Source organism: Maridesulfovibrio sp., assembly GCF_963676065.1.
Lineage (GTDB): Bacteria > Desulfobacterota > Desulfovibrionia > Desulfovibrionales > Desulfovibrionaceae > Maridesulfovibrio.
Genome location: NZ_OY780933.1, coordinates 1,090,385 through 1,113,705 on the forward strand (window position 1 = coordinate 1,090,385; position 23,321 = coordinate 1,113,705).

21 protein-coding genes are annotated in these 23,321 nt (G+C 48.2%); 8 read left to right on the forward strand and 13 right to left on the reverse strand.

Translation table 11 applies throughout. The features are described from left to right. Nucleotides 1-17 precede the first annotated feature (17 nt). Together ACKU35_RS04885 and ACKU35_RS04890 are read right to left on the reverse strand one after the other, a co-directional pair. Complete coding sequence (locus ACKU35_RS04885; protein ID WP_319763696.1) at nucleotides 18-488, reverse strand: ATPase P; 471 nt, start codon at nucleotides 486-488, stop codon at nucleotides 18-20. Between the two features lie 36 nt (nucleotides 489-524). Next, nucleotides 525-2,288 carry an N-acetylmuramoyl-L-alanine amidase gene (locus ACKU35_RS04890; protein ID WP_319763698.1) on the reverse strand — a complete coding sequence of 588 codons (1,764 nt, stop codon included), beginning with the start codon at nucleotides 2,286-2,288 and terminating at the stop codon, nucleotides 525-527. 429 nt (nucleotides 2,289-2,717) lie between these two features. Here ACKU35_RS04890 and glpX point away from each other — a divergent pair, with 429 nt between their 5' ends. Next, nucleotides 2,718-3,701: a class II fructose-bisphosphatase gene (gene glpX, locus ACKU35_RS04895; protein WP_319763700.1), complete on the forward strand. Its 984-nt coding sequence runs from the start codon at nucleotides 2,718-2,720 to the stop codon at nucleotides 3,699-3,701. Between the two features lie 85 nt (nucleotides 3,702-3,786). On the opposite strand, the gene ACKU35_RS04900 is transcribed toward glpX, so the two are convergent. Next, nucleotides 3,787-4,026, reverse strand: coding sequence for a hypothetical protein (locus ACKU35_RS04900; RefSeq protein ID WP_319763702.1), 240 nt, complete (start codon nucleotides 4,024-4,026; stop codon nucleotides 3,787-3,789). A 151-nt stretch (nucleotides 4,027-4,177) separates the two neighbouring features. On the opposite strand from ACKU35_RS04900, the gene ACKU35_RS04905 reads away from it, so the two are divergent. The 4 genes from ACKU35_RS04905 to ACKU35_RS04920 all read left to right on the forward strand — a co-directional run bounded on the left by ACKU35_RS04905 (nucleotide 4,178) and on the right by ACKU35_RS04920 (nucleotide 8,069). After that, nucleotides 4,178-4,567 carry a DUF202 domain-containing protein gene (locus ACKU35_RS04905; RefSeq protein ID WP_319763704.1) on the forward strand — a complete coding sequence of 130 codons (390 nt, stop codon included), beginning with the start codon at nucleotides 4,178-4,180 and terminating at the stop codon, nucleotides 4,565-4,567. Nucleotides 4,568-4,587: 20 nt separating this feature from the next. Next, entirely contained in the window at nucleotides 4,588-5,649 is a 1,062-nt protein-coding gene (gene waaF / locus ACKU35_RS04910) for a lipopolysaccharide heptosyltransferase II (protein WP_319763706.1), read from the forward strand. Next, complete coding sequence (locus ACKU35_RS04915) at nucleotides 5,642-7,480, forward strand: C25 family cysteine peptidase (protein WP_319763707.1); 1,839 nt, start codon at nucleotides 5,642-5,644, stop codon at nucleotides 7,478-7,480. The genes waaF and ACKU35_RS04915 overlap by 8 nt, the downstream gene beginning before the upstream one ends. 109 nt (nucleotides 7,481-7,589) lie before the next feature. Next, the gene (locus ACKU35_RS04920) at nucleotides 7,590-8,069 is read left to right on the forward strand and encodes a hypothetical protein (RefSeq protein WP_319763709.1); all 480 of its coding nucleotides are present in this window, start codon (nucleotides 7,590-7,592) and stop codon (nucleotides 8,067-8,069) included. 63 nt (nucleotides 8,070-8,132) lie between these two features. Here the strand turns inward: ACKU35_RS04920 and rimO are convergent, their stop codons facing one another. Beyond that, complete coding sequence (rimO, locus tag ACKU35_RS04925) at nucleotides 8,133-9,440, reverse strand: 30S ribosomal protein S12 methylthiotransferase RimO (protein ID WP_319763711.1); 1,308 nt, start codon at nucleotides 9,438-9,440, stop codon at nucleotides 8,133-8,135. A gap of 200 nt (nucleotides 9,441-9,640) precedes the next feature. Here rimO and ACKU35_RS04930 point away from each other — a divergent pair, with 200 nt between their 5' ends. The 3 genes from ACKU35_RS04930 (at nucleotide 9,641) to glmS (ending at nucleotide 13,703) form a co-directional block, all read left to right on the forward strand. Continuing rightward, nucleotides 9,641-11,086, forward strand: a complete 1,446-nt coding sequence (locus ACKU35_RS04930) for an ATP-binding protein (protein WP_319763712.1) — start codon at nucleotides 9,641-9,643, stop codon at nucleotides 11,084-11,086. 130 nt (nucleotides 11,087-11,216) lie between these two features. After that, nucleotides 11,217-11,825 (forward strand): XTP/dITP diphosphatase, encoded by a 609-nt coding sequence (locus ACKU35_RS04935; protein ID WP_407944197.1) that lies wholly within the window; start codon nucleotides 11,217-11,219, stop codon nucleotides 11,823-11,825. Between the two features lie 54 nt (nucleotides 11,826-11,879). Next, complete coding sequence (gene glmS / locus ACKU35_RS04940) at nucleotides 11,880-13,703, forward strand: glutamine--fructose-6-phosphate transaminase (isomerizing) (RefSeq protein ID WP_319763714.1); 1,824 nt, start codon at nucleotides 11,880-11,882, stop codon at nucleotides 13,701-13,703. A gap of 125 nt (nucleotides 13,704-13,828) precedes the next feature. On the opposite strand, the gene ACKU35_RS04945 is transcribed toward glmS, so the two are convergent. The 9 genes from ACKU35_RS04945 to ACKU35_RS04985 form a co-directional block, all read right to left on the reverse strand. Next, entirely contained in the window at nucleotides 13,829-14,857 is a 1,029-nt protein-coding gene (locus ACKU35_RS04945; RefSeq protein ID WP_319763716.1) for an extracellular solute-binding protein, read from the reverse strand. Then, nucleotides 14,857-15,624, reverse strand: coding sequence for a spermidine/putrescine ABC transporter permease PotC (potC, locus tag ACKU35_RS04950; protein ID WP_319763718.1), 768 nt, complete (start codon nucleotides 15,622-15,624; stop codon nucleotides 14,857-14,859). The genes ACKU35_RS04945 and potC overlap by 1 nt, the downstream gene beginning before the upstream one ends. After that, complete coding sequence (gene potB, locus ACKU35_RS04955) at nucleotides 15,621-16,475, reverse strand: spermidine/putrescine ABC transporter permease PotB (RefSeq protein WP_319763720.1); 855 nt, start codon at nucleotides 16,473-16,475, stop codon at nucleotides 15,621-15,623. The genes potC and potB overlap by 4 nt, the downstream gene beginning before the upstream one ends. Further along, nucleotides 16,465-17,583, reverse strand: coding sequence for a spermidine/putrescine ABC transporter ATP-binding protein PotA (gene potA, locus ACKU35_RS04960; RefSeq protein ID WP_319763722.1), 1,119 nt, complete (start codon nucleotides 17,581-17,583; stop codon nucleotides 16,465-16,467). Before potA ends, potB begins: the two co-directional genes overlap by 11 nt. 9 nt (nucleotides 17,584-17,592) lie before the next feature. Further along, nucleotides 17,593-17,865, reverse strand: coding sequence for a hypothetical protein (locus tag ACKU35_RS04965; protein ID WP_319763724.1), 273 nt, complete (start codon nucleotides 17,863-17,865; stop codon nucleotides 17,593-17,595). A gap of 14 nt (nucleotides 17,866-17,879) precedes the next feature. Beyond that, nucleotides 17,880-18,437 (reverse strand): GNAT family N-acetyltransferase, encoded by a 558-nt coding sequence (locus tag ACKU35_RS04970; protein WP_319763726.1) that lies wholly within the window; start codon nucleotides 18,435-18,437, stop codon nucleotides 17,880-17,882. A 91-nt stretch (nucleotides 18,438-18,528) separates the two neighbouring features. Next, nucleotides 18,529-18,786, reverse strand: a complete 258-nt coding sequence (locus ACKU35_RS04975; protein ID WP_319763728.1) for a hypothetical protein — start codon at nucleotides 18,784-18,786, stop codon at nucleotides 18,529-18,531. 263 nt (nucleotides 18,787-19,049) lie between these two features. Beyond that, nucleotides 19,050-20,447, reverse strand: coding sequence for a sigma-54 dependent transcriptional regulator (locus ACKU35_RS04980; RefSeq protein WP_319763730.1), 1,398 nt, complete (start codon nucleotides 20,445-20,447; stop codon nucleotides 19,050-19,052). A 90-nt stretch (nucleotides 20,448-20,537) separates the two neighbouring features. Further along, complete coding sequence (locus ACKU35_RS04985) at nucleotides 20,538-23,162, reverse strand: PAS domain S-box protein (RefSeq protein ID WP_319763732.1); 2,625 nt, start codon at nucleotides 23,160-23,162, stop codon at nucleotides 20,538-20,540. Nucleotides 23,163-23,321 lie beyond the last annotated feature (159 nt).

Here is a 23,321-nt window from a genome sequence, read left to right on the forward strand (position 1 = left end):
TTGCCGTTCCGGAAACATTAATTTCGCAAAGTAGTCAGTAAACGCACAGGGTGAGTAAAAACACCAAGCGCACTGGAAATGTCTGTCGCTACCAGATCTGCTGCGCGTGCGGCTTTCATGGACATGCATTCAGCCCCTGAGATTATGATGCCCAGCGCTGCATTTTTAAGCATGAGCATGTCGTTGCGGCCATTACCGATGCAGGCGCATTTTTCCGGCCCGAGTGATTCGATGTAATCTAGTTTGGATTTATCTTCAGGGCTGCCGCTGATAATGTGTATGGTCACAGGCAGGCCGGAAAGCTCTTCTTCGCATTGACCCAGCGTATCTGCTGTAAGTACGTGGAGCTTCACATCCTCGGATAATTCGAGAATCAATTTTCCCACTCCGGGCAGCAGGTTGCCGTCAAGGGCGAGGGTTCCGTTATAGTCCAGAACCAGATGTTCAATTTCAAGCTTGGCGAATCCGGGTATATCAAGATTGATCATATTCTTTCCCGCAACGAGGCTTTTGAAGTTGACCTGCTAGAGGCTGGCATACCTTTCGATCTGTTTCTTATATTCCAATACACCTTTTACAATGCCGTCGGCAATGTAAGAAAGATAGCGGTCAGTTTTAAGTCGTTTGGCTTCTATTCGGTTAGTCAGGTATCCCAGCTCGATGAGTACCGAGGGCATTTTCGCGCCCATGAGCACGTAGAACGGAGCTTCGCGCACACCCTGATCCTTTACCTTCCATTTGCGGCGGATATTTTTCAGGGAACGGGAGTGTATGTTCTGGGCTAAATCCTTGCTTTCCTTCACCTTGGAGTTAAGCATCAGGTCGGTAAGGATGACCTGCAGGTCGCTGATTCTCTTGGCCGATACCGCGTTTTCCCGGGCTGCTACGCGGACTGCGTTACGGTTGCGGGCAAGGTTCAAGGTATATGTTTCAATACCGTTTATTCTTGAGCTGCGGTGTGCGTTGCAATGAATGGATATAAACATATCCGCCTTTTTGATGTTAGCCATGGCGGTACGTTCTTCAAGAGGGATGAATACATCTGTGCTACGGGTATACATGACCTTGAAGCCGGCTTTTTTCAATTTGGCTGCAAGTATCTTGGTAAACCGCAGGTTGAGGTCTTTTTCCTTGATTCCGTTGGCAGAAGCTCCGGGGTCCTTTCCTCCGTGACCGGCATCGAGCATGATTGTCTTGAAGGTCAGTCCCAGCTGTTCAAGGAGTTCCCCGGCCATTTTTTTACTGTTTGCCGGCGGGGTATATTTTTGAGTTGTGTTTTTTGGGCGTTTGGAATGGTGAACAGGGCTTTTGTTCTCGACCACTTTACCTTCTTCAGGTGCCTGAACGTCGATGACCAGTCTGAAGGGATTCTCCAGCGGAAAAATTTTGTAATCCTGCATGGAGTTGAAATCCAGCACCACACGGGTGGTACGAGGATCCCGCTGGGCTGAGCGGATGTCCTCAAGAATGCCGTCCGCGACCTGAGTTGCTTTATTTACACCGTTTCCAAGTATGGTGTTTTCAAGGTCTATGTACAGTCTGTGCGGACGGTTTACGCTCTGATTAGGGTTCAGTATCTGGTAGCGGTAGCGCGCTTCTTCGTCCAGATCTAGGACCACACGGGTATAACTTTCACTGCTGGTATAGCGAACGGAAAGAAGTTTGGCCCGCTTGGATGAATTCTTATCGTTTTTTGGGGAAGCGCCTTTTGCGGGAATGATGGTTCCCGAAGGTTTTCTATGTTTGTTCTTTTTGCCGGAAATTCCTTTGCGGTCCATGGAATCCAGCCTGTTGCGGGCTTTGGAATACATGTCCGATTTGGCATAGCGGTGCACAATGGTCAGGTAATCGGAATATGCGAGATCTTTTTCATGCAGTCGGCGCAGTCGTATTTCGGCTCTGCGGTATATGCTGTCGTCCGTCCACTGGTGGGAAGGAAAGTTTGAAATCATGCGCCCGAAATAGTCGACAGCGGTTTGGAAGTCTTTCTTAATCCCGCTGCGGTTGCCCAGTTCCTCATATGTTCGGCCCAGATAATAGAGGGATTTGGGCGCGTATGAGCCTCGGGGAGACCTTTTGAATACACTGCGGAATTGTTTGCCGACTTTCACCCATTCCGAACGGTACTGGGACTTTTTTTTATTTTTGGTAAGCGCATGGAACTGCTTCCATGCGATGGTGAAATCGTCCTTGATACTGGCACCGAAGGCACTGGCAGGAACAACAGAAACAAGCAGTCCTGCGAGGAAGAGGGCCATAATCAGGTTTGGAATAAAAAATTTGCGCATATTCTCAGATCAACTATATTTAAAAATTTTCTGCCCAGTGTGATAGCAATAAAAATACAGGCATTAGCTCTAAAAAAAGTTTAGATGTTTTCTCTAATAAGCTTGCACGGCAGAAAAATCAACCTCCGGGCTGGTGATAACTTACTATCTGCTTTGCAAAGAGCATTGTTAGCCTGATTTGTTCAAGCTTACAAGATCTCATGCCTAAACCGAGTATGATAATGACCGGAGCCGGAGTCTGTGCTATACTATGTAATTACGGAGTAAAAACGGTGGCTTTGCCTTATCGTTTTTGAGTCCGCACGTTGTTCACACGTTCGGGAACCGTTTATGAAAGCTGGACTGGCGGTCCTTTTTATGTAATTGCCATATGCATTGTTATACGGATCTTAAACAAAATTTACTTCACTCATTTTTGGAGATAGATAAATGGAAGCTCCCCAGAGAAATTTGGCTCTTGACCTTGTTAGGGTAACTGAAGCTGCGGCACTGGCTTCCGCCAGATGGCTGGGCCGGGGTGACAAAAACGCCGGTGACCAGGCTGCTGTCGATGCTATGCGCCTCAGTTTCAACAGTCTTGAAATCAGCGGTACTGTTGTTATCGGCGAAGGCGAAAAAGACCATGCACCCATGCTCTATAATGGCGAAAAATTGGGCGTTGGTGAAGGTCCGGGTATGGACGTTGCCGTGGACCCTGTTGAAGGTACCAACCTGCTGGCTTACGGTCGTCCAAACGCAATCTCTGTCGTGGGCGTAGCCCCCACCGGAATGATGCTTGATCCGGGCCCCAGCTACTATATGCAGAAGCTGGTAGTGCCTACCGCAGCGAGGAATATGGTCGACATCAATGCTCCGGTCAAGGAGAACCTCAACAAGATCGCTAAAGCCCTTAATAAGGATGTGGATGATCTGGTTGTATTTGTTTTGGAAAAGCCGAGACATCATGGTCTGATTCAGGAGATTCGTGATGCCGGGGCACGTATCCAGCTGCACACCGACGGTGACGTTGCCGGGGCGCTCATGGTTGTGGACCCCCGCAGTCCTGTGGATGTAATGGTGGGAACCGGCGGTACTCCCGAGGGTGTCCTTGCTGCATGTGCAATCCGCATTATGGGCGGCGAAATGTTCGCTAAATTTGATCCCCAGTCCGAGTCTGAAAAAGGCGCTCTGGAAGAACAGGGATACGACCTTAGAAATATTATGACCGTTAATGATCTGGTCAAAAGTGATGATATCTTCTTTTCCGCTACCGGTATTTCCGGCGGCACTTTCCTGCGCGGTGTCCGTTATCTAGGCTACGGCGCTGAGACCACTTCTCTGGTCATGCGCGGCAAGACCGGAACCGTGCGCCACATCGAAGCTGTCCACACCTGGGATAAGCTTATGAAGATCAGCGCGGTTAAATACGATTAGTTACATCTATTTAAAGAAATAAAAAAATGGGCGGTTCCGACTTGATTGTCGAAATCGCCCATTTTTAATCTGCTGTACGGAAAGATTACGATTCTGGAATCTCCAGCATTTCAGAGATGATTTCAGCATCTTCCGAGCGGGCGGCGGTGCTCAGTTCCCTGGCTTCTCCGTGGCAGGTGATGCCTGTGGGATGCAGCTGTACATATCCGGCGGAGAGTACGTTGGTGTATGGAATCTGTTCCCTGAACTCGAGGTAGCCGATACGGTTCGGAATCAGTATGGGCAGCGGGTCTCCGGAAAAATCTTCAAACATAATATATTTCATTTTAAGTCCTTTCTGATACGGCCTGCCGGAGTTGGCGAGAGGCCGGAAGTGGTTCCTGCGGGTGAACAATGTTGCCCGCATTCTCATTACAGATTATAGGCATATATATTCAAGATCAAGAAGTGTAGACCAGAAATTCAGGAGTTGGCAAATGGCTGGACATGAAAGTGATAATCTGGACAATAACGAGCTTGCCAGAATGAGAACCCTGCTGGCAAATGAGCGTACTTTTCTGGCCTGGTGCCGGACGGCTCTGGGGTTGTTCGGATTCGGGTTCGTTATTGAGAAGGCTAGACTGTACATGCAAAAAATGCTGCCCGGAACACCTGATGCGATGCTCAGCGAAATGAATTTTCTAGGTGTATTCATCATTATGTCAGGAATGGTTATTCTGGTCAGCGCAGCTTTCCGTTTCTACCGTTTTGAAAAGAGCGTTGGAGCACGGGTCCGCTGGACAACGCCGTATCCTGAACTGCTGGTCACCGTGGCTGTAGGCGTAGTTCTGATTTTCAGTTCCATCGCCGGAAAGATTTTTTTTTAACTACGCACTCCTAACTATTGATGAAAGATAATTATAAAAAAATAGCCCTGTGGCAGACCGCTTTCCTTGGCGATTCGGTGCTGACACTGCCTCTGATTAAAGCCCTTGCCCTGCGGTTTCCCGATGCTGAAATTCATTTTTTTGTACGTAAGGGTGTGGAATCACTTTTTGCAGGGCAGCCGGAGCTTTCCGGTGTGCACGGGTTCGACAAACGCGGCGCGCAGAAAGGCATGGTCGCGGCCCGCACGTTCGGCGTTGAATTAGGCCGGCAGGGGTTTGATCTCTTTATTTCCGCTCATACCAGTGCCCGTTCGGCTGTGGTTGCCATGTCTACAGGCATAAAGGATCGGATCGGATATGATGCCCCATGGTTCAATCGCTTTGTTTATTCACAGACGGTGAAAAGACGTTTTGATGAGCGGGAAGAAGTGGAGCGGCTGCTCGCCCTCGGTGAACCGCTGGGAATTCCCGGTATAGCGCCGGAAGTTATGCTTGAACTTCCGGATGATGTGCTGGATGAAGCCGAATCATTTTTTGATAGGCTGGGAGAAGGGCCGGTAATCGGCGTTCATCCCGGCTCAACTTGGGAAACCAAGAAATGGCCGGAACAGAATTTCGCGCAGGTGATCGATAAGTGTATAGCTCAGGGGCTTAAGGTCATCCTGTTTGGCGGGCCTTCCGAAGAAGAACTTTGCCGGTCCGTACTTGCTTTGACCGACCATTCTGAGTCGGTTGTAAATCTGGCCGGTAAATTGAATCTCCAGCAACTTGCGGCCCATATCCGGCAGTTGGATGTCTATATAAGTAATGACTCTGGGCCTATGCACATCGCATGGGTACAGAATGTCCCGGTCGTAGCGTTGTTCGGGCCGACTGTACGTCGGTTTGGCTTTTTCCCTCGTGGGGAGAATTCCACAGTATTGGAAACTCATGAAGAGTTGGAATGCCGTCCTTGCGGTCTGCATGGCGGCAGAAGTTGCCCGGAGAAGCATCATAAATGTATGACGGATATTTCGGTTGAGAAGGTTTGGAATGAAATTTTACGGAAAGTCGGAAAAGGCAACGGGAGTGAAAATGATTAGGCTGAATAAAGTTTTTATCCCCTTGCTGGTTTTGTCATGTTTGGTCCTGTTTACAGGATGTAAGGTAAAAGAATTCGGGAAAACAGCTGAGCCGGTTCAGGCTCTCATCCCGATTAAAGTCTCTTCCGCACCGTATACGGAGCAAAAGAAAAGCGTAATCGTCTGCACTGCCGATTTTATGCGTGCTGCCCGTTATTTTTCCTATTTGCACCGTGAATATGAAGGGGTCAAATCCGTTATCCTCAAAGTTCCGTCCTGTAACGGGACAGCACAGTCGGCCGAGAACGTGTTTTCCGGGGTGCGCGAACAGATTACCCGCTTGAATAAAGACGGCAAGGTCATGTCTGTGCTTATTCTCGGAAACCGGGAAATTGTGCCCTCTGCCCAGTTCGGCGAAGTTAACGGAACCGCAGTTCATATTTCCGATTACAGCTACGGCGGTTCTGCCTCGGCACCGGAGAATGTTCTTCCCGTGGGCAGAATCCCCGCTCGTGACTGCGCTGAGGCGGAAGATGTGGCCGCAAAATATGAGCGTTGGTATGAGGATCGAGAGTTCCGTCCGGCATGGCCGGTTTCCTTTCTCGGAGGCGAAAGTTTTTCCGGTCAGGTTTTTTCCGATTCGGAATTACTTTTTTTTACTTTGCAGCAGGAAGGCATCGCAGGACCGGAGGCCATACGTTACCTCGGCGCGGCCGGAGGAGTTACCCCGCGGCGGTTGCGTCAGTCGCTGGCTGAAGATGATGTCTCCGTGCAATGGCTGGCTCTTGAGGCTACGGCGGAAGGATTTCAGGCCGGAAACGGGGTTGTGTCTGTTTCGGATATTTTGAGTCTTGAATACAAACCCGGGCTGCCCGTGGTGCTCAATCCTTCCTGTGATGTAATCACCGCCAACTCGACCGTTCCCTCCCCGGCGGAGGCGATTGTTCTTTCTCCCGGTGGCGGCTTGGCTGTACTTACCGGTTGCAACAATTCCGGTAATATTAATGCCGAACTTGATGACGGACGAGTCCTTCGGGTCAATTCCAGCGGTACTCCCCGTTTGCTTTTGGAATTTCATAAGGCTTACTTCAGCGGTAAGCATCGTATAGGTAATGCTCTGATTGAGGCCCGTGCCCAGTTCGCCCAGAATCTGCTTAAGAGCGAGAGCCTTGCCCCGGTTTACGATATGGTTTTTTACGGCGACCCGGTAATGACTCTGCCTCTGCCTGTACGTACTGAATCACCTTGCTACAGAGGCCTTAATGTAATTACCAAGTGTAAAAAACAGAAAGGTCTGGCTGTTTTCGCGGTAAATTCCACCATTTCATTTGCTATGGAAGAGGGTGGTGTTTATCCTTCCGTTGGACTGCAGGTTATTGATCGCAGCACCGGGCAGACTGTTTCCGCCATGAAGGTGGAAGAGGATGATGTCTTTAACTTCATGGCTGATGGCGAGGGGCAATACTTGATCTACTCCAGACCTCTGGACGGCCCTCTGGCATGGCAGTTTTTTGATGTTCGCAACAAAGAAAACATGGCCAAACCATCCCCTGTCGTTGCGCATAAACGAAATAAGCCTTCACCCAGAATAAGCTCCGGGTTGAAACCTGTTAATTATACAGTGCAGGTCAGTTCCAACCGGAAACCCAATTCTGCGGCAAAAGTCCGTCAGCGCCTTGTCGGGCAGGGCTATGAAGCCTATGTGGTCGAGGTTCCCTCAAGCAACAATCGTAAATGGTATTGCGTTCGTTTTGGGCGCTTTGATTCATGGGCCGCTGCGGTTGAGGCTTCTGCCGAATATGAGCGCCGGGAACAGGCAGATGCTAAGATTATTCGCTGTAATGACGGTTAATTAAATTTATAATACGTGCAGTCTTGAAGGTGTTATCCTTGTTTGATAGAGAATAATTTCAAAATATTAAGTATTCTAAATTTTTCTTTACTAAACAGGTTGTTGATTAGTGAATCCCAAATTTAAAAAAATTGTATTTTTGTTGATAGGGTTAACTCTTTTTGCCGGACTTGGTACTTACGCAATCTATTCGATAGAAGGGAGGCCTTCACGCCCCGTACTATCTTCAAAGTATAAATTTTTTAAAGGCCTTTCTGAGGAAAAGCTGCAACTTAGTAATGGTGAAATAATTACGCTGAACAGAAGTTTCTGGGAGAACAGGAACATCCTTAAAAAAGCAGTGTTGACTGTAGTAGAGCAGGAAGCTGGTCGGAAGCAGATAAATGTTACTCCGCAGATGGAATTAAAGTTTTCTTTACAGCTCCAGAGTAAAAAAGGAATTTCTTATTCACCGCAAAATATTCAGTGCCAGCGCGGTAGTCTTGTGCATGAGATCAGCAGGTACGTAGATGAAGGAGCCAGAATTCTATCTTCATATGAGGCGCAGCCTGAATTGAAAAACCGCGCTGTTAGAATTATTGATATGTAAAATTTTGATTCGCAGATAAGAAAATCCCCCTGAAGCATGAGCTTCAGGGGGATTTTTGTTTTTTTATTTAACCAGAGTAACCAGATCGTAATCAGTTACACTATCAATCTCGGCTTCAACTATTTGGCCGGGGATCAGTTCCACTCCGTCTTCCGGAGCGCTGACATAGGTTATACCGTCCACTTCAGGAGCCTGAAACCAGACTCGTCCGTTAAACAGCCCGGGCCACTCCTCGTTAGGTTCTTCCACCAGTACCTGAATAGTTTTCCCAATTTTTTCTTCCAGTATTTCCCGGCTGATTTCAGACTGAATCTCCATGAGTCGCAGTCTGCGATCTTCGCGCAACTCTTCGGGCAGCTGTTCCATCTCGCCGGCCGGGGTTCCGTCTTCCGGCTGATAGGCGAAAACCCCGAGATTCTGGAATCGTGTTTCCTTTACAAAATCCATCAACGTTTTGAAATGTTCCTCGGTTTCTCCGGGGTAGCCAACGATTATGCTGGTCCGCAGTACGGCATCTGGAATATGCTTACGGACTCTGTCGATAACCTTGCGGGGGTCACGGGCAAAGGGGCGGCCCATAGATGAAAGCACATCTGGATGGGCATGCTGCACAGGGATATCGAAATAAGGCAGCAGCGGTTTTCCTGCCTGAGCCAGAAAAGAAAGCATGGAGTCGGTCAGACCTGCGGGATAGAGGTACATTAACCGCAGCCATTCAAGCCCTTTAAGGGGCAGCAGTTTCTCGATCAGAGCGCGCAGATTTGTTTCATTGTTGTCAAGATCCGAACCGTAGGCGGTGGTGTCCTGACCGACTACAACCAGCTCCGGCACTCCCTGAGCAAGAATATGGCGGGCTTCGTCCACCAGACCGTTCAATTCCCGGCTCACGTGGGGCCCGCGGATTGATGGGATGGTGCAGAAGCGGCAGGAATGGGAGCACCCTTCGCTGATTTTCAGGTATGCGTAAGCCGGTCCGGTACTGATGATTCTTTTGCGGTCAGTGGAAATTTCACGTTTTAATGCTTTGGCTGAAAGCTCCGGCCACTGGTCCAGTTCATGGGTGGAAAGCCAGAGATCAACTTCCGGTATCTGTTCGCTCAGCTTGCCGTACCTGCTGACCAGACATCCGGCTACAGCCAGAACCGGGCGCGGGGTGAGGTCTTTGATGGCATCAGCGGCTTCAAGGATGGTGTCAACGGATTCTTCAGTTGCGGGGCCGATGAAGCCGCAGGTGTTAATAAGGACAAGGTCGGATTCTTCCGCTGTGGCAGCTGCGATCATTCCGTCGCCGAACGCTCCCAGCATGACTTCGGTATCGACCCTGTTTTTCGGACAGCCGAGGCTGATGGTATAGATCCTGATTTTGGTCATATTAATATTCTGTTTGTAATTAAATTTATCGATATTGGATTAAAGCTCAGTAGCCCTTGTGCGGCAATGGTTAACTCATTCCTGCTGAAGAGCAAAGCAGTAAATGTCCAGTTTCTTAATTACCTATTTTCCGGGAAATAGTTTATCATCAGTTCTACAGCTGGCAAAGTATTCAAAGTGAATGGTGCAACGGAGCTGAAATGCTTGAAGATTTAATTGAGATGAAAAAAGATTATATTGGAATTGTGGGGCGTTCCTTTACGCTTTCCTCTCTTTCTCTGCTGCTGCATGAGAGCAGCCGTGCTGCCGCGAACATAACCATTGAAGCCGGAGTTCTTATCGACGAGTCCGGAAATCCTCAGCAGAATGGTCACACTTTTCCCCTCTATGCGGACGTGCAGTCCATGCTTTCCGAACACCCTTCCATAAATATGGTCTTTGAGCTTTCCGGTGAAGCGGAAATGGTTCTTGCTTTGAGAAGGGCCATGCCGCCAGAAGTGACTCTGATTGAACTGCCCGCCGCCCGTTTTTTTCTCCGGCTGCATGCAACTGACCGGTTGTGGATAGCCTGCAAAGCCAATCTTATGCAGACTCAGGCATTGTTCAAGTCCGTGGTGGACCAGTTTCCCGAAGACATACTAATTGTCGGCGCTGACGGCTTGATCCTTGATTGTAATAGGCATTTTGCCGGGCGTACCGGAAAAACACTTACGGATTTGTACGGTAAAAATCCTCTGGATTATTTTGACGCAATGCGTTCGCTCTGTCCGCTTAAAGGGGAACGAATAGATGTCCCGGCCATGTCACTTGAAAACAGCGAGTTAATGTTTTCCGAGACAGATGATCAGGGCAAGATTAACTTCTATCGCATCTATGCCTATCCCATCACCGAAGAAGACAAAAACGAGGTGGTGCAACTGGTGGTCATTTGCAGAGATATCACCGAACGAACCATGATTGAGCAGCGTTTGCAGCAATCCGAACGCATGGCCACAGTCGGTGAACTTTCCGCCTACATCGCCCATGAAATCCGCAATCCGCTTATGGCGATGGGCGGCTTTGCCAAGGTCCTGATCAAAGATGAAAGCATTGATCCTTCCGGGCGCGAAAAGATTCAGATAATCCTTGAAGAAGCCCAGCGGCTGGACCGGTTGCTCAAAAGTATTCTCAGCTTTGTGCGTTCAAAGGATGTGCAGAAAAAGAATATCGATATCAACCGGGTGGCCGCAGACGCTATGCAGCTCCTTTCTCTGGGCTGCCAGTTGCAGGAAATCGAGGTGGAGATGGATCTTGACCCGAGCCAGCCGTTCGGTGTCGGCGGGGTGGAGCAAATTAGGCAGTGCCTGATAAACTTGGTAAAAAATTCAATGGAAGCCATGCCCGATGGCGGTAAACTGAATATTTCCAGCGGAGTCAGCGATAAACATGTCTGGCTGGAAGTTCGTGATAATGGTCCGGGGATTCCGGGCCAGATAAGAACCCGCGCTTTCGACCCCTTTGTTTCCGGTAAGGTTAACGGTAACGGCTTAGGTCTTCCCATGGTCAAGAAGATAATTGAAGAGTTCGGCGGGCAGGTGGAGCTGGCCAGCAGGCCGGGTAAAGGCACAAGTGTCATCCTGTTGCTTAAGAAAGCTCCTGTTGCCTAAACAGCTTCGACAGCGTATTAGTCTCAAAACATAATCTTGATGGCGAAGCGGATTATTCCCTTTGCAATTTTTTAGTTGGTTTTGTCAGCCTAAATCTCACAATTGCGATAAATTTTTACGGGAGATTGTTTTGAAAACAGTTGTTCTTGCCACCACCAATAAGGGCAAAATTGCTGAGTTTGATGAGCTTCTTAAAGATCTGGGTCTGGAAGTGAAAGGCTTGGATCAATTTCCTGAAATCGGGGAAATTCCCGAACCGGGTGAGACTTTTCTTGAAAATGCTATTATCAAAGCCCAGACCGTTGCCAATCTTACCGGGCTGGTGGCTGTAGCCGATGATTCCGGCCTTGAAGTCGATGCTCTCGACGGACGTCCCGGTGTTTTTTCCGCCCGTTACAGCGGCGAAGACGCTACCCCCGAAAAGAATAATGCCAAGTTGCTGGAAGAGCTGGACGGGGTGGCCGAAGAGAATCGCACTGCCCGTTTCGTCTGTGTCATGGTTGCCGCAACTCCCGACAATATCCGCATCCAGAGCCGTGGAGAGTGGGAAGGCCGCATAGCCTTCGAGCTGACCGGCAGGCAGGGTTTCGGTTACGATCCCCTTTTCTTCGATCCGGAGCTGGGCTGCGTTGCCGCTGAAATGACCCGTGAAACCAAGAATGCCCGCTCGCACCGAGGCAAGGCCCTGCGTGCGCTCATGGAACAATGGCCTGATTTTCAAGAGAAAATAGGTAAATAAATTTCGTTTTAAATAAAAGCGCATAGCGCATCCAAATAAATTGGAGTTACTTTTATGTGTGGAATTATCGGATACGCCGGGCATCGTCCCGCTGTTCCTCTCATTGTAGAAGGCTTGAGAAGACTTGAATATCGCGGCTATGATTCCGCGGGTGTTGCTACTATCCAGAATAAGGAAATTGAACTCGTTCGTGCCGAAGGTAAGCTGGCCGCCCTTGATGAAAAGCTGGCTCATAAGAATGTGACCAATTCCACCTTTGGCGTGGGACATACCCGCTGGGCCACTCATGGTGTTCCTGTGGAACGTAATGCCCACCCGCATCTGGATTATGAAAAAAAAATCGCCATGATTCACAATGGAATCATCGAGAACTATCAGGAAATCAAGACAGAACTCATCGCCAAGGGATACGAATTCCGTTCTGATACCGATTCCGAAGTGCTCTGTAACCTTATTGCCGAAGGCCGCAAGCACAATAATTCCATGCTGGAATCAATTTCATGGGCTTTGAAACAGGTGGAAGGCGCATACGCTATTGCAGCTGTCTGCGTTGACGAACCGGGAACCGTTTACGCGGCCCGTGTCGCCAGCCCGCTGGTAATGGGAGTGGGAGTTGGGGAGAATTTTGTCGCTTCCGATATTCCCGCCTTTCTGCCTTATACCCGTGATGTGGTTTTCATCGAGGACGGCGAGCTGGTCAAGATAACCTCCTCCTCATGGGAAGTTTTCAACTCCAAAACCCTCGAGCCGGTGGCAAAGGAAATCAGAACAATCAATTGGGATGTGCAGGCCGCGCAGAAGGACGGTCATAAGCATTTCATGATCAAAGAAATTTTTGAGCAGCCCAAGGTTATTTCCGATTGCCTTGCCGGTCGCGTCGATCAATCCCAGAATGAGATCGTTCTGCCCGATGTTGAGGACATGGAAGTCCCGGAAAGATTGCATATCATTGCTTGTGGAACATCCTATCATGCGGGTCTGTGGGGCAAATATCTCATTGAGCAGTGGGCTAAAATTCCGGTGGAAGTGGAAATCGCTTCCGAGTTCCGGTACCGTGATCCCCTCCTTTCCAAAGGCGGAGTGGCGCTGGCTATCAGTCAGTCCGGAGAGACTGCCGATACCCTGGCCGGAATCAAGCTGGCTAAAGAAAAGGGCTTGTCCATTCTCGGTCTGTGTAATGTAGTGGGCTCCAGCGTGTCCCGTGAATCAGATTATGTAATGTACACTCAGGCCGGCCCGGAAATCAGCGTTGCTTCCACCAAGGCTATGTGCAGCCAGCTTACCGCGCTTCTACTTCTGGCCCTTTACTGGGGCAGGAAAAAGGGAGTGATAGATGCCGCCACCTACAGCCGTGCGGTAATGGATATTCGCAATATCCCTTCAATTCTCGAGGCAGAGTTGCCTGCCATGCGCAGCAGGGCTCAGGAACTCAGTCGTGAATATTCTGAAGCCAGCAGTTTCTTCTTTCTCGGCCGCGGACTTTATTTCCCACTGGCACTTGAAGGCGCGCTTAAGCTCAAGGAAATTTCTTACATCCATGCAGAAGGCTACGCTTCTGGAGAAATGAAGCACGGACCAATCGCTTTGATTGATCCCAAGTTCCCAACATTCGCCATGGCGCTGAATGATGACCTGTTCCCCAAGGTGAAATCAAACCTTGTTGAAGTCCAAGCCCGTGGCGGTGAAATTATTGCCCTGACCAACCCCGGAGTTGAGCTCGACGTGGAACAGCCTTGGGTGCTCCCGGAAGTGTGGGGACCGCTGAACACATTCATAGCCCTCCCGGCTCTGCAGCTCTTCGCCTACGAAACCGCCGATTACCTAGGTAAAGACGTAGACCAGCCTAGAAACTTGGCTAAAAGTGTGACTGTCGAGTAAGTTAAGATTTTTATTTGATGTTGTGGACTAAAAATAAAGTTTGATAAAACGAAAATCAGTTTGCTGAAAATGGCCTTCCTTTAGGATGATGAGAATCATTTCCAAAAGGAAGGCTTTTTTCGTAATTAGTCGGTCTTCAATTTGATCCAGTAATCCTCATACAATTTCATGGATTCGCCAAGATAGTCTTCAAATTCACCACGCTCAACCACTTCAGCGGGCGGGTAGACGATGGGGTTTTTGCGCACTTCTTCAGGAATAAGGTTTACCGCTTTTGTGTTGGGTGTAGAATATCCCATTTCAGCTGATATTTTTGCGGAAACATCAGTACGGAGCAGGTAATTAAGGAAAGCATGCGCCTCATCGATGTTCTTTGCCCCTTTGGGAATGCACATAGAATCGATCCAGAGACTGTACCCTTCAGGCGGGTAAATATATTTAATGTCCGGGTTTTCCTGGTTGGCAATAAATGCTTCACCGTTAAAAACCACACCAACGGCTACTTCCTCTGCCAGCAGAGCCTGCTTGGGGGAGTCGGAATCGAAAACCCGTACACTTGGAATCAGTAATTTAAGTTTCTGGTATGCTTCCTCAATCCGGGCGGGATCCGTCTCGTTTACGGAGTAGCCCAGCAGTTTCAGGGCGATGGCAAATGCTTCTCGTGTATCGTTGGGCAGGAGCAATTTGCCGTTAAGTTCCGGTTTCCACAGATCTGTAACGGAGTTGACCATATCTTTGCCGACCATTCCGGTATTAACCGCTATGGCGGTCGAACCCCACATATACGGAATGGAGTATTTGTTGTCCGGGTCAAACGCCTGATTGGTGAATTTGGGCGCAAGGTTGGAAAAATTGCTCAATTTGCTCTTGTCCAGCGGCAACAGCAATCCCTGACGGCGCATCAGGCTCACATAATCCGAAGAGGGAACAATCAGGTCGTACCCCTTTCCTGCCAGTTTAATCTTGGCGTACATGGCTTCATTGCTGTCATAATTGGACATATGAACTTTGATGCCGGTTTCCTTGGTGAAGTTCTCCACCACTTCATCCGGAATGTATTCAGACCAGATATAAAGATATAATTCGTTGCTTCCCGCAAAAGCGGGTACGGAATATAGTAAAATCAGGGCAAGCCCCAAAAGAGTCTTTTTCATTATTTTTTCTCCTTAAGTAGTCTACGGGACAGGACGATGGTGATCACGGTAATGCTGATCATCACCACACTTAGAGCATTGACATCCGGTTTGATGCCCAGGCGGACCATTGAATAAATGCGCAGGGGCAGCACTTCGTAGGTCGGTCCTGTAGTGAAAAAGCTGATGATTACATCGTCCAGTGAAAGGGTGAAACTGAGCAGCCAGCCGGCCATCAGTCCGGGCAGGGCCATGGGAACGACAATCTTTCTGAAAACCTGAGCTTCACTGGCTCCAAGATCACGGGCTGCTTCAACTACAGTTCTATCGAAGCCTTTGAAACGTGAATAAACAGTGGCGGTTACAAAAGGAACGCACAGGGTCACATGGCCGATGAGCAAGGTCCAGAAACCGAGGGTGGTGCCCATTGCCAGAAAGAGCACCAGCAGAGAAATGCCGATGACTATGTCAGGGGACATCATCATTACAAATAAACTGCTGAAAACGGTCCTGCGTCCTTTAAAGCGATACTGGTGCAGCATAAACGCGGCGAAGGTTCCTATCAGGCAGGCGATGCTGGCTGAGAGTATGGCGATGGTTACTGAGCGCAGGGCCGCATCGATCAAGGTCGTGTTGCCAAGAAGTTTACCATACCATTTGAGGGTGAACCCTTTCCATGAGAGCGAGTACTTGGACGCGTTGAAAGAGTATACCGCCATGACGGCCAGCGGGAGGTACAAAAAAATGTATACCAGACCTACGTATAAGGATTTAATGAATTTATTCATATTTTAATCCTCCTGCCGGACCGGCGCATGCTGCGGTAATAAAGCGCAAGCATGAGTCCCATCATCAGAGTCATGGCGATGGACGCCGCGGCCCCCATAGGTAAGTCCCGGGCAGTAAGGAACTGGTCGCGGATGTAGTTGCCCAGAAGCATTGTACGTGCTCCGCCCAGAATATCGGGAATGTAAAACATGCCCATGGCAGGGAGGAATACAAGCATACATCCCGAAACTATTCCGGGCATAGTCTGAGGTATCGTTATCTTGATAAAAGTCGTCCGCTTATCCGCCCCGAGATCCCGGGCGGCTTCAAGCAGCCGCAGATCAAGTTTCTCGATGGCGGCGTAGAGCGGCAGAATCATGAACGGCAGCAGGGTGTAGACCAGTCCTATGAACACGGCAGATTGTGTGTACATGATTTTGATCGGCGCTTCGATCAGGCCGCAGAACATAAGTGTTTTGTTCAGGATGCCGTCAGCCTTGAGAACGGCAACCATGGCGTAGGTTCTGATGAGTGTATTGGTCCAGAACGGGATCATGACCAGCAGAAGCATAAGCCGGGATATGTCCTTGCGAGCCCGCGCTGCGATATAGGCAAAAGGGTAGCCTACCAGCAGGCAGAGCAGAGTCGCTCCCCCGGCCATCAGCAGGGATTGCAAAAGCATGGTTCCAAGTGCCGGCTGGAACAGACGGTAGTAACTCGCCAGTGAAAAGACCGGCTGGATGAAGTCGTCAGTATGCCGACTCATGAAACTGACCCCCAGAAGCATAACTGTGGGCACAATTCCGAATACGGTAATCCATCCGAGCACGCCTCCGATAATGAAGCGCTTAAACAGGAGCTTATCCTTCATGGGGCAAGACTACCTCCCAGCCTTCAAACCAGCCGACAGCGACGCGGTCTCCTTTGTGAAAGTAGAGAGTCTCGGCGTCTTCGTCGAAAAATTCTGATACCAGTATTTGTTTCCCGTCATCGAGAGTGATGTCCAAATCGTAAGTCGCACCTTTATAGTAGGTGTGTTCCACTTTTCCTTTAAGCAGGGCTTTGTTGAATTTTTCCGCAAGTTCCGGGTCATCCTCGACTTCACGCATGACTTCTACCCGGAAATCTTCCGGCCTTAACAGGACATGTATCCTGTCTCCTTCGGAAAAGTTACGATTTGACCTGACTGTTACCGGGACTCCTTCTATCTCCGCCTGAAATCCGGAATCCGTTTTTGCGGTGATGAATCCGCCAAGGATATTGATTTCACCGACAAAACGGGCAACGTAAAGGTTGACCGGATTTTCATATATTTCACGCGGTGTGCCGATCTGCTCTATGCGTCCTTTATTCATGACCACCACCCGGTCGGACATGGTAAAAGCCTCTTCCTGATCGTGGGTAACAAGAATGAAGGTGATTCCGAGGGTCCGCTGAAGTTCCTTCAGTTCTTTCTGCATTTCTTTGCGCAGGCGGTAATCAAGAGCGGACATGGGCTCATCAAGGAGCAGTACTCGCGGTTTATTGACGATGGCGCGGGCTATGGCAACCCGCTGCTGCTGGCCGCCGGAGAGTTCTTCCGGCAGGCGATTTCCCATTTTTTCAAGACGCACCAGTTTGAGGGCAATCTCAACTTCACGGTCAATGTCGGCCTTGTTTTTACCGGCTATTTTAAGACCGAAGGCAACATTCTCGTACACACTCATATGGGGAAACAGGGCGTAGCTCTGAAATACGGTATTGACCGGGCGTGATTCCGGCTCAACTCCGGCCATTGATCTACCGTCGAGATGGATTGTGCCTTCGTCAGCTTCTTCAAAGCCGCCGATAAGACGCAGTACAGTGGTCTTCCCGCAGCCGGAAGGCCCCAGGAGAGTTAAAAATTCCCCATCTCCAATGGACAGAGACAGTTGTGAAACAGCAATATCCCCGCCAAATGATTTTGAGACATCAGATAATTCAATGACCTTGATCATCATCACTTCCTTTTACCATGTATCGTCACCTCCGAAATTCATCTCGTCTTCAAGAGTGTAGTTGTGTATTTTGATGCGAATTTCTTCTTCATCTTCAGTTATGAGTCCCTGCACGCTGACCCATCTATCAATATAGTTTGAGAGTATTTTGCTGAATTCATCGTTTTCGATGTTGAATTCCTCTTCTCCGTCCACAAGCAGAACGATTTCGGAAACGATATCTTCGTCCCAGCTTGATGGAAGAATCTGTCCGTACAGCGAGTCCTGATATGTCTCGGTGCCCATATTCCCCCCCGTGGTTATTGGTGCTGATCTTCAGCGTTTTCAGTGGCTAGGTCGTAGCGGTAGACCAAGCCTCCGTTTTCAGGAACCAACTGTTTCATGTACCGCTGTTCATGGACAAAGTAGTTCGCTTCGCAAAATATGCGTGCTGATTCAAAAGCACGGCCCGGTTTCGTTTCCAGAAAAATCCTGTTGCCGCCTTCATATGAAATAATCTCGCGCATTTCGGATAAGAGGGCGGAACCTATTCCAAGACGTTGAAACTGCGGATCAACAGCTAGAGCGTATAGTTCATAGTCCCCCGGCCAGAATTGGATGGGCCCGAAGCATATGAAACCGATGATTGTCTCTTGCCCTTCTTCAGTTACAGTCGCTTTGAGAAATGTTTCAGGTCCGGAGCCGTCCCCGTATGCGCTGTCCCATGCCAGAGATTCGGCAGAGGCCATTTCATCAGGTGAGAAAAGTCCGCTGGCACCGATCATGCTTAATATTTCCTCAACATTGTCCGGTGATATTCCTGCAGATATTTCGACTTCTTGTGTTGTTACAGAGTTGTCCATGTCTTGTTGAATCATTGTTCTACAGCCTTTGTTGCAGTTGTTGCGGATCAAGCCCGGAATGCCGGCTTATGCATTTAAGCCGTTTTTTATCCCAGCTTTTATCCTTTTAAATCGGTTTGAAACTTTCCAGCAGGATGGATTCCACCCCATCTTTATTTTCTATAAAGCCTGTGAAAATGGCTTCCTGCTGCGAAAAGTTACGCAAGGTCGGAAAACACTCAAAATTACCGACACGAACCTCTCTTTCATCCCGGCAGGCGATCAGAATGCCGGTTATCTCAAAACGGGCATTCCATTGTGCGGGGAGAACCGTTCCCCGGATTGTGGAGAGATTATTTCGGTCAGGTATGTTTGTATTTTTCATGGTTCCTCAAACTATTTAGATTCAACTCCTAAAGCATGAGTGATGCCATATTTTAACTATTTGTTATTATTTACTAATTTTTCGTGTGAGCGATTAAATAGGAACTTTCGATTCTTATTTGCATGGAAGAGCTTGAAAAAATAAAAAACCAACCTGCCATATGGCAGATTGGTTTTCTTTCTTTCAGAATATATTGCTTATATTTTAATGTATTATGAGTGAGTAAGAATCTTTAGTTCTTGTTTTTGTGCGGGTGAGAATTTTTATTTCTTTTTTTTGAAGTCGCTTCGCTTGAGGCCGTGTCGATTCATCAATTTATTTAATTGGCGAGTGGTTATGTCGGCTTTTTCCGCCGCTGCCTTGATCACTCCGTTGCATTGCTCAAGCAGGCTTGAAAGGTATTGCTTTTCAAATTTATCGACAGTTATCTGCCGTGCCTCTTTAAGGGGCAGGTTTGTTTTTACCGGTGATGTGACCACCTCTCCCTGAGTGTCCAAAAGATCCGGTGGAAAGCTGTCCGGCTGGAGGATGTTTCCGGTTTCAAGGATGCAGGCACGTTCGATTACATTTTCAAGTTCGCGGATGTTGCCGGGCCAGTCATACTCCAGCAGGGTATCCAGAACTTGAGGGTGAATGCCTTTGATCTCGGTGTTTAGCTGACCGTTAAACTGTCTTATGAATCCTTCCGACAGGCGGGGAATATCTTCTGGTCGTTCCTTCAGAGAGGGAATGCGGATCGGAAAAACGTTCAGTCTGTAGAATAGGTCGCGACGAAATTTCCCCTCTTCGCAGAGTTGGCCCATATCTTCATTGGTTGCGGCTATGATGCGGACATCAATGGGCAGGTCGTTTTCCCCCCCGACACGCTGGATAATACGTTCCTGAATTACATTCAGCAGTTTGACCTGTACGGACTGGCTGACGGTGCCGATTTCATCAAGAAAAATAGTCCCGCCGTGGGCCAGTTCAAATTTGCCAAGCTTACGGCGGATGGCTCCGGTGAATGCTCCTTTTTCGTGTCCGAACAGTTCACTTTCTACAAGGGAGTCGGGTATGGCTCCGCAGTGAATGCTGATGAAAGGCATATCCTTGCGGTTGCTGTGGGCGTGAACGAGTTTGGCTATAAGGCTTTTTCCGGTTCCTGTTTCCCCGGTAAGAAGTACTGTCGTTCGCGTACCTGCCACTTGACGAATTTTCGCGAACACATCCTTCATGGATTTACTGCGGGTGTCGACATATTTGAGTGAATCTTCGTTCCAGAATTGTCCCCTCAGATAGTCAAGCTCTGATTGGAGCACATCGGATTCACGAATTTTTTCCATGATTAATCCGAGCTCTTCCTTACCAATGGGATGTGTAAGGTAATCAAAAGCCCCTGCCTTGACGGCATCTACGGCTAATTTGGTCTGATCCTCACCAGCCATCACCACAATTGCTGCCGCAGGGTAATGCCTACACAGCTCCGTAAGGGCTCCGGTCATGTTCTTGTCTTTCTCGAGCAGGGATTCCACATCCACAAAAAGCGTCTCAACCCCGCGGGAATCTCCCGGAATTGAATATTCGGTGGATGTCTCTGTCAGAACTTCTCCGATCTGGTCAACCAGAGCGCCTATTCTATCGGATTTGTTCACATCACGGGTTATCACGAGCATCTTTCTCATAGCCTTAAACTCCTTACACAATATTTAAGGCTATGATGTGTTTAACACAATCAGAAAGTTGACTCGATTTTCCGGCAAAGAGAGATATCGCTATACATCAGTATTAATGGGCAGTGTCATGGTTATCGTGGTTCCTGCCCCCTCTTCGGAATCAATTACAATACTGCCTTTGTGGATGTTAACAATTACATTGTAAGCTATAGCCAGTCCCTGCCCGGTTCCTTTGCCTATCTCTTTGGTTGTAAAAAAGGGATCGAAGGCTTTTTTTATGACCTCTGGAGACATACCGCTGCCGGTATCCGTGACTAAAATGATAGCTGAATCATCATTCTGACTGGTTTTTATGCTGATCAGACCTTTTTCTTCCGTCACTCCGTCCAGTTTTTGTTGAATAGCGTGAGCACTATTTACAATGAGGTTGAGAAAGACCTGCCCCAGTTCTCCTTTCAGGCAATGTAGCGGCGGTATATTCTCATCGAAGTCGGTATCTACATCCGCAACGTACTTCCATTCGTTGGTGGAGACTGTAACCGCATCCTTTATGATTACATTAAGGTCGTGATAACTTTTTTGCCTTTCGCCGGGGTGAGATAACTGTTTCACTGATCGAACTATCTCCGCGATTCTATGCAGTCCTTCCAATGATTCTTTTATTGCGTTCGGTATGTCTTCTTCCAGATACTCCAATTCCTCTTCATTTATCAATTCACTGTCGAGCTCTTCTAGTTGCTTAGCGGTGGCACCTTGCGCGGTCATTTTGCGCCACGGGGTTATCTTTTTCAGATTTTTTACCAATTCAATAAAGCCGTCTTCAAGGAATTTCACATTTGTGGTCACGTATTGGGTGGGAGTATTGATTTCATGCGCTATCCCCGCGGCCAGTTCCCCTATTGATTCAAGTTTCTGAGCCTGACGAAGCTGTGCTTCGATAACCAACTGCTGAGTAATATCTCTTGCGATGGACACATAGTTAACAATATTCCCGGCTTCATCGCGTATCGGGGTAATTGTTGTTTCCTGCGTATATCTTTTGCCGTCACTGTCCAGATTGACCAGCCGTCCTTTCCAGACCTCTCCGCTCTCGATTGTCGACCACAGCTTCACGTAAACGGAGTTGTCGTGTTCTTCGCTGCTGATGATACCGGGTTTTTTCCCGATTATTTCACGGCTAGGGTAGCCGCTGATTTTTTCAAAGGCTGGATTTACATAAGTAATGATCCCGGACGTATCGGTAATCATAATCGCTTCTGCGGTCTGATCCATTATTGCGGAAGCCTTTTTATGCTCAAGCTCGGCGTCTTTTATCGGAGTAATATCAGTCATGGTTATAACATACTCAGGCTTTTCTCCTTCTATTTCTTCCACTTTCACTATTTGCCCCAGCACCCAGCGAGTTCCTCTGTCCTTCCAGTGTATCTGGAATTCCAGGCTGTCGGTTGTTATATGGTCGGCTTGAAACCAGTGTTGAAAAACAAGGGATTTGTCATCTTCTTCCAGCGAATGGGTCCAGCTGTCTCCCCTCATCTTTTCAAATGTTGAATCACAGAGCTGGACAGCGCGGCTGTTTGCGTACTGGGAATTACCGGCAAAGTCGGTGATGATGATTCCCACGGGGGCTGCTTTTGCAATACTTTTAAAACGCCGTTCGCTTTCGGCCAGTTCCTTTTCTATTTTTTTACTTAGCGAAATATCCTCAAATGTAGCGACTACACTATAAGGCGGTTCATCATGAAGGGTCGGGTTGTATACTGCCCTTATGAATGTTTTTTTTTGGCCTGTAACGGATGTGTATTCTCCTTCATAAACAGCGCGTTCGCCGCTTATCGCCTGTTCAATGGCTTCGCGCATGTCAGCATCGATAATGTCGTTTTTGTTGAATCCTATCAGTTTTTCATGGGTTGTCCCCAGAATCAAAACCATGTTTTTATTACAGTCATTCACTTCGCCTCTTCGGTTGAGACATAGAATTCCAACCGGTGCGTTCTCAAAAATGCTTTTGTACCATTTCCTGCTCTCCTCAAGTTTTTTAATAAGGCCCTGATGTTCTTTTTCTATCTGCTCTACGGATTTCAAAAGCGGGCTGCTGAATCTATGAAAGATAAACAGGCCCAGCATGATTATGCCCAGACTGACCGTGAAGACAACGGCATTAGTTCTCATGAAGGGCTTTTTCACCTCATATATATCTTTCTTAATGACCATCCCCAGCGAAATTTTCCCCACACTCACAGGAGCATAAGCGGTCATAATTACTTTGCCCTGTGAATCCGTTCCTACAACTATAGCCGGGTCCTTTTTGTCGGCTTTATACATCTTTTCCAGAAATCCGAAGCCGGAATCTTTTCCATCCGAACCGGAAGGTACGGAAACTTCTTTTCCGTCTATTACCAGATATTTAAGCTTGCCAGACACATTGACCCCGAACACAAACTCACGATTTTTTCTCTTGCTTTCAAGTTTGGCCTGGCTTTTTCCGATCATTTTTATGGCATCATTCATATCGTTGGTGATATTCTGATGCTTTCCCATGTCGGAATAGTGGTTCAGAATTGTGCCTGCAAGAATAGCCTGACTCTGAACCAGATCATACAGGTCTCGTTTTTGTTCGTTCAGGGCTGTTTTGTATAAAAGGTTCGAGGTTGTGTAGGATACAGTGGCTGCGGTCAAAACCATTAATACGGCAAGGATCATCAGTCTTTTATTTCGATCTGGCATGGAATACTTCCTAGTATATGTTTTTTCCACAAACCGTTGATTTTAAGGTGTATGGATCGTATGTTAAAAATTAATCTAGCACTATACATGCTTTTTATGAAGGGTCTCAATGAGTTTGTTGTGTTTGGATGAGCTTCGGAAAACTTTTATTTAAAATCA